7 protein-coding genes and 1 pseudogene are annotated in these 15,491 nt (G+C 42.6%); 4 read left to right on the top strand and 4 right to left on the bottom strand.

The window, feature by feature from the left end:
- The first annotated feature begins 8 nt into the window (after positions 1 to 8).
- Together MKZ13_RS18505 and MKZ13_RS18500 are read left to right on the top strand one after the other, a co-directional pair.
- A complete protein-coding gene (locus MKZ13_RS18505; protein WP_339177226.1) occupies positions 9 to 9,830 on the top strand; it encodes an amino acid adenylation domain-containing protein in 9,822 nt (3,273 codons plus the stop codon).
- A gap of 611 nt (positions 9,831 to 10,441) precedes the next feature.
- Positions 10,442 to 10,624: a YjfB family protein gene (locus MKZ13_RS18500; RefSeq protein WP_036613510.1), complete on the top strand. Its 183-nt coding sequence runs from the start codon at positions 10,442 to 10,444 to the stop codon at positions 10,622 to 10,624.
- A 144-nt stretch (positions 10,625 to 10,768) separates the two neighbouring features.
- Here the strand turns inward: MKZ13_RS18500 and MKZ13_RS18495 are convergent, their stop codons facing one another.
- Positions 10,769 to 11,392, bottom strand: a complete 624-nt coding sequence (locus MKZ13_RS18495) for an HAD-IA family hydrolase (RefSeq protein WP_339185414.1) — start codon at positions 11,390 to 11,392, stop codon at positions 10,769 to 10,771.
- Positions 11,393 to 11,397: 5 nt separating this feature from the next.
- On the opposite strand from MKZ13_RS18495, the pseudogene MKZ13_RS18490 reads away from it, so the two are divergent.
- A pseudogene (locus MKZ13_RS18490) lies at positions 11,398 to 11,968 on the top strand (HAD hydrolase family protein); the annotation flags it as partial.
- Between the two features lie 56 nt (positions 11,969 to 12,024).
- Here the strand turns inward: MKZ13_RS18490 and MKZ13_RS18485 are convergent.
- Positions 12,025 to 13,131, bottom strand: coding sequence for a hypothetical protein (locus tag MKZ13_RS18485; protein WP_339177225.1), 1,107 nt, complete (start codon positions 13,129 to 13,131; stop codon positions 12,025 to 12,027).
- A 162-nt stretch (positions 13,132 to 13,293) separates the two neighbouring features.
- Here MKZ13_RS18485 and MKZ13_RS18480 point away from each other — a divergent pair, with 162 nt between their 5' ends.
- Entirely contained in the window at positions 13,294 to 13,476 is a 183-nt protein-coding gene (locus MKZ13_RS18480) for a YjfB family protein (RefSeq protein ID WP_017687882.1), read from the top strand.
- Between the two features lie 145 nt (positions 13,477 to 13,621).
- Here MKZ13_RS18480 and MKZ13_RS18475 read toward each other — a convergent pair whose 3' ends face one another.
- Both MKZ13_RS18475 and MKZ13_RS18470 read right to left on the bottom strand, forming a co-directional pair.
- Complete coding sequence (locus tag MKZ13_RS18475; RefSeq protein ID WP_339177224.1) at positions 13,622 to 14,359, bottom strand: HAD family hydrolase; 738 nt, start codon at positions 14,357 to 14,359, stop codon at positions 13,622 to 13,624.
- A 70-nt stretch (positions 14,360 to 14,429) separates the two neighbouring features.
- Entirely contained in the window at positions 14,430 to 15,479 is a 1,050-nt protein-coding gene (locus tag MKZ13_RS18470) for an alcohol dehydrogenase catalytic domain-containing protein (RefSeq protein ID WP_339177221.1), read from the bottom strand.
- Between the last annotated feature and the right edge of the window lie 12 nt (positions 15,480 to 15,491).

The following is a 15,491-nucleotide window of genomic DNA, read 5'->3' as shown; positions in this document are numbered from 1 at the left end:
GGTGCCGTATGTCTATTTTTAAGAAACAGGAATCGTATTGGGCAAGCCGATTTGAAGATGATGATCATCTTGTTCATTTGCCTTATTGCAAGACAACCTCCAAACACCCAGACGATACGCAGCACCAGAATGATATATATAAGTCTTTGTCAGCCGATGTTTCATATAAAATCAAGTCCATGTCGCGAAATGCTCCTATGGCGATATATACGATCTTATTAACGGGAGTTCAGTGTCTGTTATATAAATACACGAATGAAACCAAGATGATTATTGGTATACCAACGATGGAAGAAAAGAACAATGATCTATCGCTCTCGAATAAGGTACTTGTCTTAAAAAATAATATCAATCATGCGATGCCATTCAAATCCTTATTTAATCAAGTGAAGACCAGTTTAACCGAAGCCATTCAGCATCAACGAATCCCTTTCAGAAAAATGGTTGAACGTTTAAATGTTCAGTATGATTCGAACCATGTACCTCTGATTCATACCTTGGTTTCGTTGAATGAAATTCATCCTGCCCTTGATGAAAATAACGTAAAAGTGGCGACGATGTTCCACTTTGATCTGGAGAACGACTCCATTCAATTAAGATTAGTTTATGATGATGATCGTTATGATCGCGATTATATGGTTCAGATTGTAGAGCATCTTGACCAATTGTTTTCCGTAGTTCTAAACCAGCCTGATCTGGAGTTAAGTCAAGTTGATATGTTATCAGAGTTTCATCGAAACAAGCTGTTATATGACTTTAACGATACAAGGGTTGGGTATCCACAGAACAAAACGATGCATCAATTATTTGAAGAACAGGTGGAACGAACACCGGACCATCCGGCAGTCGTATTTGAGAATAGACAGTTAACGTACAGAGAGTTAAATCAAAAATCCAACCAATTGGCCCGATTGCTTCAAGCTAAGGGGGTGCAGGCGGGTCAGTTCGTTGGCATTATGGCAGAGCGCTCACTTGAGATGATCATAGGTTTATTCGGTATTCTAAAAGCTGGCGGGGCATATGTCCCAATCGATCCGGAATATCCGGCAGATCGTATTCACTATATCCTTGAGGATTCAAAAGTGGCTTGGTTGCTGCATCAAAGTCATATACAGAAGCCGGAACATTATGCAGGGACATGTGTCATTCTGGATTCTGAAATAAATCACCATGATGATCATTTAAATTGGGTAGATGGAGCGATCTCCAGTGATTTGGCATACATGATCTACACGTCTGGAACAACAGGTCATCCCAAAGGCGTAATGATTGAACATGCCAGCATTGTGAATTCCCTGCAATGGAAATCGGATTTTTATCATTTTACCGGAGATGATCGGGTATTAATGCTGAATCCTTTCGTTTTTGATTCATTTATTACTCATTTCTTTGGTCCGATGATATCTGGCTCGACAGTGTATTTGTTAAACCAGCAACAGTGTAAAGATGCTATAGCCATCAATACGATGGTCAAAAAACAGCAAATCACTCATATCCAAAGTCCACCAAGTTTCTTGATGACACTGTTGGAACAAGTAAGCGCGGAAGATTGGACATCCATGAAAAATGTGGTGGCTGCGGGAGAGAAGATTGTTCCTGCCTTAATACACAAATTGCAGCGCATCAATCCACGCATCGAAGTGTGTAATGAATACGGTCCAACTGAAAATAGTGTTGTATCCACAGTTCTGTCGATCAAGTCGGCAGATCAAAATATCTCAATCGGGAAGCCTATTGCGAACAATAGAGTCTACATTTTAGGAGAAAGGAATGAATTACAGCCTATTGGAGTTCAGGGAGAATTATGTGTAGCCGGAGCAGGGCTATCCAGAGGTTACTTGAACCGTCCAGATCTGACTGCGGAGAAATTCGTGGATGATCCATTTGTTTCGGGAGCAAAAATGTACAAGACAGGTGACTTCGCAAGATGGCTGCCCGATGGGAACATAGAGTATATAGGAAGGGTAGATCATCAAGAGAAAATTCGTGGACACCGGATTGAACTTGGTGAAGTGGAGACGGCTCTTCTAAATAGTACCCAGATAAAAGAGGCCATCGTCATAGCCAGAGAAGATGAAACGGGAACCAAACAATTATGTGCGTACCTGGTAGGAGAGGATGCAATCACGATCGGGGAACTGCGGGAGACGCTGTCCCAGCAGCTACCAAACTACATGATTCCGTCCTATTTTGTACAGCTGGATCAGATGCCGCTCACGTCTAACGGGAAAATCGATCGCAAAGCTTTGCCTGCTCCCAAAGAACATATGTTGAAGGGCATGGAGTACGAAGCACCCCGAACGATGGTGGAACAACAACTTGTATCGATCTGGGAAGAGGTACTTGGGGTAGAGAACATTGGGATTTTGGATAATTTCTTCGAGCTTGGAGGAGATTCGATTAAATCCATTCAAGTTTCTTCGAGGTTATATCAAGCAGGTTACCAGGTGCAGATGGATCATCTGTTTAAAAATCCAACCATAGCAAGCTTGATTCCCTATGTTCAACCCATAAGTACCCTGTCAGAACAGGGAATCATCACTGGAAAAGTGATGCTGACTCCAATCCAGCATTGGTTTTTTGAGCAATACAAGGTGGACGCCCATCATTATAATCAGTCCGTGATGTTGTATCGGAAAGAAGGTTTTCACGAAGCCACACTTCGCGGTGTATTCGATAAACTGAGTGAGCATCATGATGCACTTCGTACGGTATATCGCCTTACAGAACAGGGTTATGAAGCGTGGAATGAAGGGTTGGCAAGGGAATCCTTATATACACTTGAAGTGATGGACTTCAAGTCATTAGCAGATCCGTCTCAAGAAATCGAGAAGAAGGCAAATGAAATGCAAAGCACGTTCACTTTGGATCGTGGACCTTTGTTGAAGCTGGGCGTGTTTCAATGTGCAGATGGAGATCATCTACTCATCGTTATTCATCACCTCGTCATCGACGGGGTTTCATGGCGAATTTTGATTGAAGACCTATCAAGGGGATATAAACAATTAAGTGATGGAGAATCGATTCAACTACCGCAAAAAACGGCTTCATTCCAATTATGGGCAGAACAGCTTCAGTTGTATGCGAACAGTGATGCGGTAACGAAAGAAATTGCATATTGGAATGAAATTGAACAAGCAAGCTATAAGCCGTTACCTACAGATTTCGAAGCGGATCATGCACTGGAAAAAGACAGTGAAGAAATCACGATGGAATGGTCAGCGGCAGAAACGGAGCAATTATTAAAACAAGCGAATCGTGCGTATAAAACGGAGATTAGCGATTTGCTGCTCCATGCATTAGGCATGTCTATTCACCAATGGACGGGCATGGATAAAGTGCTGGTCAATCTGGAGGGACATGGAAGAGAACAAATTTTACCGGATCTCGATATTACACGAACGATCGGATGGTTTACGAGCCAGTATCCGGTTGTACTTGATATGGAAGCAAGTTCAAATATGTCTCTTTTCATCAAAACAAACAAAGAAATGATTCGTCAAATCCCTAAAAAAGGGATTGGTTATGGAATTTTACGATATTTAAGTGCACATCAGCAAGAAACGCCCTTTACCTTGAATCCTGAAATTAGTTTTAACTATTTGGGTCAATTTGATCAGGATCTTCAGAATAGCGGGATGCAGATCTCTCCCTATCCAGGCGGAGCAACAGCAAGCGACAATCACAGAAGAAATGTTCTTATCGATATGAATGCCTTAATTGTAGAAGGCAAATTGACGTTGTCACTTCGGTATAGTCGCACACAATATCAAAAAGAAACGATAGAGCGAGTGGCAACATATTTTAGAGATCATCTGCAAGAAATCGTGATGCATTGTGTGACAAAAGAGAAGCCGGAATGTACACCAAGTGATCTAACGTTAAAAGGAATTACCATTGAAGAATTAGAAGGATTTGTTCAAGAATCGGAACACATTGGTGAAATCGAAGATATATATGCTTTGTCACCGATGCAAAATGGAATGTTCTTTCATCATTTGCTTCATTCAAAATCTGAAGCGTATTTCCTTCAAACTACGCTGGATCTTCATGGTCCGTTAGACGTGGAAGCATTTACGAAGAGTCTGGATCAGTTGATGCAGCGTAATTCGATTCTCAGAACAAATTTTCATAGCAAATGGAATAATGGACCTCTGCAAGTGGTATACCGTCATAAACGGAATGGGCTAATATACGAAGATTTGCGTGAGATGAATGAAAAAGATCGTGAAGCATACGTGGCAGAATATACAAGAGCAGATAAAATAAAAGGTTTCGACCTGTCTCAGGATGTGTTAATGCGTATTTCGATCTTGCAAACGCATGACCAAACCTATCGTTTCATTTGGAATTATCATCATATTTTGATGGATGGCTGGTGCCTGTCTCTTGTAATCCAGGAGTTGTTTGATGGATACTTTGCTATTCAGGAACAACGAAAACCGGAGGCAAAGAGTACGATTCCATACAAACACTATATTGAATGGCTGGACAACCAAGATCATGAAGAGTCCCTGAAATACTGGCGTGACTATTTGCAAGGTTATGATGAGCAGACCACTTTGCCAAAAGAACATTCAATTACGAAGAGTGATGAATATCATTCAGAGCATATAATTTGTACACTCAGTCAGGAATTAACCGGACAAATCGCACAAGTGGCCAGTCAGAATCAGGTGACACTGAATACGTTCATGCAGACAGCCTGGGGAATGTTGCTACAGATATATAACGGCAGTGAGGATGTTGTATTCGGAAGCGTGGTGTCGGGCAGACCTGCGGCGATTGTTGGAGTTGAGCGAATCATTGGTTTATTCATCAATACCATTCCTGTACGCATTCAGACTCAAGGTAACGAGACATTTGCAGCGGTTATGAAGCGGAATCAGGAACATGCTGTCGCTTCGCATCCACATGACACGTATCCGTTATACGAGATTCAAGCGGAAACATCGCAAAAGCAACATTTGATTGACCATATCCTGATATTCGAGAATTATCCTGTACAGGGCATTATGGAACAGTTTGGGGATCAGGAGGAGACAGCTCTTCGGATTACGAATGTAGAAGCAGATGAACAAACGAACTATGACTTTAACCTGATTATTAAACCAGGCCAATCCATGAAATGTATGTTCTATTACAATGCTAACGTCTATGATCGGGCAAGCGTAGAACGCATTCAAGGTCACTTGATTCAGATGTTGGAGCAAGTGGTCAACAATCCGAATATTCCGATCCATGACATTGACTTGACGACAACACAGGAGAAAACGCAAATTTTGGAACAGTTTAATGATTCCATGGCTGAATATCCAATGAACAAGACGATTCATGGACTGTTTGAGGAACAGGCGGCAAGGACTCCTGAACACGTTGCGGTTGTATTTGAGGCTCAACTTTTGACCTATCAAGGGCTGAACGAGAAAGCCAACCAATTGGCAAGAACGCTGAAGGCTAAAGGCATTCAAAATGATCAGTTAATCGGGATCATCGCTGATCGTTCGCTAGACATGGTTGTAGGAATCCTGGCGATTTTGAAAGCGGGTGGCGCATACGTGCCGATTGATCCTGAATATCCGGAGGATCGTATAAACTACATGCTTGAGGATTCGGGTGTACATGTATTATTAATGCAAAGTCATTTGCAAGAACGCATCTCTTTTGGAGGAGAGGTCGTTTGCCTGGATCTACCTGAGTCCTATCATGAAGATCATTCCAATTTGGGAATGACTGCTGCACCAACAGGCCTGGCATATGTAATTTATACCTCAGGAACGACAGGTAAACCAAAAGGGACATGTATTGAACATAAAAATGTGGTGCGATTGTTGTTCAACAGTAAAAATTTGTTTGATTTTAATGCATCAGATACATGGACCTTATTCCATTCCTTTTGTTTTGATTTTTCGGTATGGGAAATGTACGGAGCATTGCTCTATGGCGGAAAACTGGTTATCGTACCTCAAATGACGGCAAAAAGTCCGGAACAATTTCTACAATTGTTAAAAAACGAGCAAGTGACGATATTGAATCAAACGCCAACGTATTTCTATCATCTTCTTCAGGAAGAACTGGCGGGTCATGCAGCAGATCTGAAATTAAGAAAAGTGATTTTTGGCGGAGAAGCCCTCAATCCCGTGTTATTGAAGGAATGGAAGCTGAAATATCCATTTACCCAGTTAATTAATATGTATGGGATAACCGAAACAACGGTTCATGTAACGTATAAGGAAATAACCGACATTGAAATACATGCTGGAAAGAGCAATATTGGAAAACCAATCCCGACGTTGCAGACCTATATTCTGGATAAACACCAACGCATTCAACCGATCGGTGTTCAGGGAGAATTAGTTGTAGCAGGTGAGGGCCTTGCCAGAGGTTATCTGAACCGGCCTGATTTAACCGCAGAGAAATTTGTTGATCATCCCTGGATTACAAAAGGGAAAATGTATCGCACAGGAGATGCCGCAAGATGGCTGCCGGATGGAAATATTGAATATTTGGGACGAATCGATCATCAAGTGAAAATTCGAGGTTACCGAATTGAGCTGGGCGAAGTGGAAACTGCGCTTTTGCAAATAGACTCCATTCAGGAAGCGGTCGTTATTGCCCGTGAGCATGAGGATGGTTCGAAGCAGTTGTGTGCGTATTGGAAAGGCGACAGCTCACTGACAGCGAAGAAAATCAGAATGGCATTATCTCATGAAATTCCGGATTATATGATCCCGTCTTATTTTGTTCAATTAGAGCATATACCGTTAACTTCCAATGGGAAGGTTGACCGTAAGGCATTACCATCTCCACAAGAACATATGCAAAAAGGGACCGAGTATATGGCGCCGCAGAACGCTGTAGAACAAGCGATCGTCTCTTCCTGGGAAGCTGTGCTTGGTGTTCAAAAGATTAGCACATCAGATCATTTCTTTGAACTCGGGGGCGATTCGATTAAATGTATTCAAGTTTCCTCACGACTGCTTCAAGCGGGGTATAAAGTGGAAATGAAGCATTTCTTCACCTATCCGACAGTAGCAGAGTTGAGTGAACACGTTACTTCCGTGAGCACTATTTCTGACCAAGGGGAAGTTAAGGGACAAGTGATGCTGACACCTGTTCAGCGCTGGTTCTTTGATCAAAATATGGTGGACGCACATCATTACAATCAGGAAATGATGTTCTTTCGTGAAAAAGGGTTTGATGTCCGCTTCATTCACATCATCATGGATAAGATCGTGAATCAGCATGATGCTCTCCGCATCCTTTATCGACAAGCGCCTGAAGGCGGATATGAAGCGTGGAATCGAGGGGCAGACGAAGATGGATTATACAGTCTTGAAATCGTTGACCTCAAAACAGAAGCAGATCCTGCATCGTTCATTGAAAATAAAGCAAAAGAAATTCAGAGTGGTATGGATCTGTCTCACGGACCTTTGATCAAACTTGGGTTGTTCCAATGTGCTGAAGGGGACCACCTGCTTATTGCCATTCATCATTTGTTGGTAGACGGGGTATCATGGCGTATTTTATATGAAGATATTCAGACAGGGCAAGACCAGTTCTTGAGAGGTGAAGAAATTCGGCTTCCTCAAAAAACGACCTCGTTTAAACAATGGGCAGAACAATTGTCTACGTTTGCAGACAGCCCGGCGATGAAGCAAGAGAATCCATACTGGAGTCGTGTGGAGCAGGCCCAGCTAAGCCCGCTGCCTAAAGATATGGATTGTGATGAGACGATTGGCAAAGATAGTGAAACGATCACCATTCATTGGACAGCAGAGGAAACCGAGCAATTATTAAAGCGAACACATCATGCGTACCATACGGAAATTAATGATATATTGCTAACGGCATTAGGAATGGCTGTTCACGATTGGACAGGCATGGGAGAAATCCTCGTGAATCTGGAAGGGCATGGTAGAGAAGACATCCTGCCAGAGCTGGACATTACGCGTACAGTGGGATGGTTTACGAGCATGTACCCCGTTATGATTACGATGGAGTCCGGGGCTGACTTATCAAGGAAGATTAAGACGGTCAAGGAAGAACTACGCCAGATCCCAACCAAGGGCATTGGTTACGGGATTTCGAGGTATTTGTCACATGGAAATGAAGGATTCAAGTTAGAGAAAAACCCCGAAATTAGTTTCAACTATATGGGACAGGTGAATCAGGATTCGGGCCAGGATGGCATTAAATTCTCGTCTTATTCCAGCGGGCCATCCGTAAGTGAAAACAACAAGAGACCATTTGTGCTGAATATCAATGGCATTGTTACAGAGGGGCGGTTGTCGCTGTCCATCAACTATAGTTTAAAACAATATCGCCGGGAAACGATGGAGCAATTGGCTTGTCTCTATAAGGAAGGTCTTAATAGAGTCGTTGAACATTGTGTAACGAAGGAACAAACCGAGCTGACGCCAAGTGATATTTCATGCAAGTCATTAACCATTGATCAATTGGATCAAATCGTGGAACAAACTGGGCACATCGGTCGAATCGAAAATGTGTACCCACTTACACCATTACAGAAGGAAATGCTGTACGAAAGTGAACGGAATCCAATTTCGGGCGCTTACTTTGTACAAATCATGTTTGACATGCGTGGAGATTTGGATGCTACCTCTTTTGCGCAAAGTTTGGATCAATTAATGCAAAGGCATGCGATATTAAGAACTAATTTTTACAGTGATTTCGTGGATATCCCTCTTCAAATCGTGTATCAAGAGAAGAAATTTGAATTTAACTATGAAGTTGTAGCTGGCACAAGTGAGCTGCAACGTAAAACGTATGTTGACGAGTATATCGAGCAGGACAAGGCAAGAGGATTTGACTTACAACGAGATTCACTAATACGTATGTCTGTTTTACGAACAAAGAAAGATGAATACCGCGTCATATGGAGTTTTCACCATATTTTGATGGATGGCTGGTGTATGTCTCTGGTAAGCAAGGAAATATTCGAGAATTACTTTGCGATTCGGGAGAATAGAAAGCCTCAAGTGACTCTATTAACACCTTATAGTCAATTCATTGAATGGCTGGAACAGCAAGATCATCAAGGTGCCATAACCTACTGGAGTCATTACCTAGAGGGTTATGAAGGACAAACGAAATTGCCTGGAGAAAAAATCAAATCGAAGCATGAAAGACAGGATTCCAGAACGCTAAACTGTTATTTGGATGATGTACTGGTCGAACAAATGAAACAGATTGCAGAACAGCAGCGTGTAACTCTCCATACGTTAGTGCAGACTGCTTGGGGTGTATTGTTGCAGCAATACAATGAAAGCAATGATGTAGTATTCGGAAGTGTGGTATCGGGCAGACCACCTGTCATTCCTGGGATCGAAAGTATGATCGGATTATTTATTAATGCAATTCCTGTTCGTATCCAGGCTCAGGCCGATGAGTCATTTATATCTTTAATGAAAAGGAATCAAGCACAAGCTGTGGATTCACATGCGTATGATACGTATTCGTTATACGATATTCAAAATCTGACCAAGCAAAAACAATCTCTGATTAATCATGTTGTTGTGTATCAGAACTTCCCGGTAGAGAACCGAATGGAGAGTCTGGGTCAGAAAGGTGAAACACCGCTTGAAATTATGAATGTTGGGGGTACAGAACATAATAGTTTTGATTTTACCTTGATTGTCAAACCCCATGAAAATATGAAGATCATTTTGATGTACAATGCCAATGTGTATGACCCATCTACCGTAGAACAGATTCAAAAACACTTTATTTCCATGATTCAACAGGTGGTAAGTAACCCGGAAGTTAAAATAAACGAACTTGCGTTGAGTACGTCGAACAGTTATTAATGCACAAGTAAGGGGCCGCTCCAGAAGTGAGTTTCCTCCTCACTCAAAGCGCTAACGAATCTGACGCGTCTTAAGAGGTAGATCGACGTGAAAGGCAAACTTAAACAAACCTCAGTAACGTTATTTCATCATATCAGGGTGTCAGAACCTAAAAAACGACCCAATCGACGAAATAACGTCTCTGTGATTCGTTACACCACAGACCTGTGCAAATCAGAGCGAATAGCGTGTGCCAGGTTCATTAGATTAAAATAAACCTTAATAAGGGGTGTCCTCAGTCATGCTAATGACTTAAGGCATCCCCTTTTTATGCTCCGTTAATGATGATAGCTGGAAAATTACTGTAGATGGAGAAAAAAGCTTTTTACGTGATCGGATCAACATTGTGATGTCACCAACGTTGCATATCAGCTATTGAAATTGCGGATGTTCATTCAACAGATCGTGGAAACGGTAGAAGTCTACAAAGAACTACCCCAAGCTGAGGGCGGTTATGATTGAATGGAATGGATTCCCCTATTCATTTTGATCGACCTTTTAACATTTGCTCCCTTCTAACCGATATATAATAAGTACATCTATGTAACCAGAAAGTGAAAGGAGTGTAGAACATGGATATTGCAGCATTATCAATGGCGATGAGCCAAGCTTCAGTAGTGCAGTCGGCAAGCTTGCAAGTGATGTCGATTACAAAAGACATGGCACAGCAGCAAGGCCAGCAGATGGCGGAAATGTTGAAGTCAATGCCTGCTCCTCATCCCAATCTGGGGAGAAGTCTCGATCTTTCGGTTTAGTTGAAATTACAGCATGTATTCTTATGTAACACCCATTGCAGCAAGCAAAACCCAAACAGCTCCAATTCGAATGAATTGAAGCCGTTTGGGTTGTTTTTTTCTGAATACTCATTCCTAAATTACGATCTTTTTATTACGATCTTCTCAGCGAAGCTTTGACAAGCTTGGCAATCGGCCTTCAAAGGGCAGTGTATTCTTCAATGTCCATAACTCATCGTAACTGGAAATCTGAAGATCGGCTTTGGACAAGTCCTGGTTGCCTGATCCCGGATTGCGATATCCGATACAGCGCATGCCTGCACTTTTGGCGGCCTGAACACCATTACGCGAGTCCTCGATCACCAGACAATTCGAAGGGGATGCACCGATCATCTCAGCGGTGGTCAGGAAAATATCTGGTGCCGGCTTGCCGTTCGTAACTTCCTCACCTGTCATTCGCACCTCAAAGTATAGCCCAAGTCCGGTTTTGTCCATGATCAGATCAATCAGTGCACGTGGAGAGGAAGAAGCTACCGCTATGGGAATGTGTTGCTCATGGAGCCAGCTTAACCAGCGTTCCACGGAAGGCATCGCCGTCAGATTCGAATGGGCAAGCATGGTTTGCATCACATTGTGCTGATGATAAGCAAATATTTCTTCCAGCGTAGCTGTCAGCTGATGTTTGTCCAGTACTTGCTGCCACATGGATTCCAGCGTAACTCCAACATAGGAATGATGTTCTTCATCAGTCACCCTGGCTCCAAAATGGGTAAAAGAGCTGCGCTCAATCTCGAAATAAAAACGGCATTGACTTCTACCTTGAATCCAATTCGGCTCTGTATGCGAGTAGCAATCTTCAACCTCACCTGGAAAGCCGCATCTATGGTGATGTGGAGAATGACCCTGTAGCCAGAGAGAAGAAGGAGCTGAAATCGCACCCGTTTATTGCCGGATTAACGTATGGAGAGGCCGACCTGTATAAGGATGATGTGAACAAGGTATGTTTCTTGGAGAGCTCAGCCATCCCGTTTGAGCGGATCAAGCAAGAGTTTGAAGGAAAATTCGAAGTCATTCAGTGCACTGTGCCGATCTTTGGTGAAGGAAGTGGTGAACTAATGATCCCTGGCATTCACAAAGCGATTTGCGATCGCCGATCTGCTGAAGCATTTAGGCATGTCCCAAGAAGATACATGCGCCATCGGTGATGGCATGAATGATGCCGAGATGTTGGAATTTTGTAATATCGGAATTGCCATGGGGAATGCAAAGCCTGGACTGAAAGCTATTGCAGATGTTATTACTGGAACAGTAGAGGAAGATGGATTGTATCATAGTTTTGTGAAGTATGGATTGATTGAAGGGTAAGTTGATTCACTAATGAACAGCTAATAAAAAGAGAGCAACCTAGTTGCTCTCGAATTTTAGTAATCGGACCATGAATATATCTGTCCATTGTAGAAGGTTACGTAGGTATTTCCATAGACCCAAATATCAATAGAACCTAATGAACTAGTAGAGTTACTGGTGCTATTTGGACTCCCCCAAGAAAGTAACACTTGATTAAACGTCATCCCTAATTTGATCTTTTGCTGACTAATAAGTTTCCAGACGTTTGAAGACCAGCCTGGGTAATCTTTTTTAGGGTCACTGTCATAGAACAACCCATTAATAAATTCATTTGGATCGTCTGTAACAGGCAACTTGAACGTAATCGACTTCCCACTAGCTCTTTTGGCTTTCACAATTACATTATTTTTCTTAATATCAACGGAAATAATTTTTATTTTTTCTAAATGATAAAGCGGATTTGAAGAAGGTAAACTATTTTTGTTAGCCCAATATTCGCCCCCCTTAAAAGCGATATGTATGAAATATTCGTAATCAAAATAATAACAAAAATTCGAAAATCCAATGTCCTTATATATGTATTCTGTGACGGTCTTTCCATTTGCTGATTGTATAGTTACTTCCGTGAGTTGATAAAGTTGGGTCATGCTGACGATCCAGCCAGGTTGATCTAGTGCATAAGAGTATACTTTTGATCCAAAAGCGGAACGATATGCTTTGGGAACACTAAGGACTCCGTTCATTAATTTCTTAGTCCGTGTTGCTCCGTCCTCGTCTCCCCATATAAATGCTACCATTAAATTATCTTCATTCCTGCCTGAGTAACCGGAAACCTTTAGAAACTTCTCGAATGATATGTAGGTTATTCCTTTGTACAAAATGGTGTCTTTCTTACTTACTTGTTCTTTATTTAATTTGGTTTTGACTTCAAATCCATTTCCTACAGCAATAAGTGAACCGATTTGTTTGAACATTTTGATAGGAATGTAGACGGTACCGTTATCCGCTAGGTATGCTTGATCGTTGAAACTCGCAAGCTTTCCATCAATGAATATAGTGTATTCAATATCTCGGTAAGACTCAGCTAGAGGATTACTAGCCGCAAACATGTGAGGCGGAAGTAATACGAACAGTAAACTAAAACTAATAAAAATACAGATTAATCTCTTAAGACTTTTCATTACAGATTCTCCTTTTATTTTTTTACCTTAAAACTATAGCATGAAGCTAACAGCCATAACAGGTAATTATTTGCTTGATCCGAGTTGTTCAACATTTCCTCCCTTCTGACGAATATATAATAAGTACATCTATGTAACCAGAAAGTGAAAGGAGTGTAGAACATGGATATTGCAGCATTATCAATGGCGATGAGCCAAGCTTCAGTAGTGCAGTCGGCAAGCTTGCAAGTGATGTCGATTACAAAAGACATGGCACAGCAGCAAGGCCAGCAGATGGCGGAAATGTTGAAGTCAGTGCCTGCTCCTCACCCCAATCTGGGTGGAAGTCTCGATCTTTCGGTTTAGTTGAAATTACAGCATGTGTCCTCATGTAACACCCATTGCAGCAAGCAAAACCCAAACAGCTCCAATTCGAATGAATTGAAGCCGTTTGGGTCGTTTTTTTTCTGAATATTCATTCCGAAATTACGATCTTTTTATTACGATCTTCTCAGCGAAGCTTTGACAAGCTTGGCAATCGGCCTTCAAAGGGCAGTGTATTCTTCAATGTCCATAACTCATCGTAACTGGAAATCTGAAGATCGGCTTTGGACAAGTCCTGATTGCCTGATCCCGGATTGCGATATCCGATACAGCGCATGCCTGCACTTTTGGCGGCCTGAACACCATTAAGCGAGTCCTCGATCACCAGACAATTCGAAGGGGATGCACCGATCATCTCAGCTGTGGTCAGGAAAATGTCTGGTGCCGGCTTGCCGTTTGTAACTTCCTCACCTGTCATTCGCACCTCAAAGTATTGTCCAAGTCCGGTTTTGTCCATGATCAAATCAATCAGTGCACGTGGAGAGGAAGAAGCAACGGCTATGGGTACATGTTGTTCATGTAACCAGCTTAACCAGCGTTCCACGGAAGGCATCGCCGTCAGATTCGGATGGGCAAGCATGGTTTGCATCACATTATGCTGATGATAAGCATATATTTCTTCCAGCGTAGCTGTCAGCTGATGTTTGTCCAATACCTGCTGCCACATGGATTCCAGTGTAACTCCAACATAGGTATGATGTTCTTCATCAGTCACCTTTGCTCCAAAATGGGCAAAGGAGCTGCGCTCAATCTCAAAATAAATCGGTTCGCTGTCAATCAGTACACCATCCATGTCAAAAATGACCGCTTGAATGATGTCATCATTGGGGGCTCCCAGTCCGTTAGATTCTTTGTTCGCTGCCATGTGTATTCCTCCTCCAGGATTGTGTATACATATATCTCTAATGTAGTCCATTCATGGTTGACGTTCCACTTTAGAAACTGGAACCGCTGGATTGCAGCACAACTTTAATGGCATGTGAAGAGGCTTGAAGTGTGCGTCCCTGAATATCGCAGCCAAGTGTGCGGAATGCTTCTTCGTAATCCTCCAACGGGAAGGAGTGGGTGATGATTTTTTTTGCCGGAATAATCCCTTGTTCAATCATATAATGTGCGGTTGCAAATGTTCCCAGAGAATCAATGGAACCAATAATTTTTAGACTGCGGTCCACAACTTCCTTGGGATTGAAGGATGTGTTTCCATCTCTCAGACCAACCAGCATCAGGTAACCGCCGCTGGCGAGCTGGGATAGCACTTGTGTGCCCACAACGCCAGTTGTATCCACAATCATATCGACCTGTTGGGTTGCGGGTGACAGTGATTCTATTGCATTTTCGAAGGATGAATGAACTTCCCAACGATCAGGTGCAATGGAGCCAGCAATGGCTAAGCGTTCTTCGGAGATGTCGACGAGACAGCCGGTGACCCCTTTGGAAGCGAGCGCGTAGCTGTACAGAATGCCAATCGGGCCTGCGCCGAGGATGATTGTTCTGAAATTCGGCAGTAGATGAATCTGATTAATCCCCGTCAGCATACAGCTGAGTGGTTCCGTCAAAGTTGCTTCTTCATAGCTCACATGGTCCTTCAATTTGTACAAAAAACGATCCTCGGTCACATAATAATCTGTAAATGTTCCGTCAGCACTCACACCTGTCTCGGTAACAGACTTGTGTGTGCAATGATTTTGTCTGCCTGTTCTGCACATGTCACATTGTCCGCAATAGTAGGTAGGATCGATCACAACACGGTCGCCCGGTTGTAATGTCGTTACCGCAGAGCCAACATCAATGACTTCCCCGGCAGACTCATGACCGAGAATGACAGAAGGAACTGCATGATATTTGCCGCTGACAATACCGAGATCGGTACCACATACACCTGTCGCCCGAATACGAACCAACACCTGATTATCTCTTGTAATTTCCGGGACAGGCCGTTCCTCAAGCGCCACATCCCAAGCCGATTTGTATACCAATGCAAGCATGATATAACCTCC

Source organism: Paenibacillus sp. FSL R5-0701, from assembly GCF_037973995.1.
Lineage (GTDB): Bacteria > Bacillota > Bacilli > Paenibacillales > Paenibacillaceae > Paenibacillus.
The sequence above is the reverse complement of the archived record's forward strand: the minus strand, read 5'-3'. Positions and strand labels throughout refer to the sequence as shown.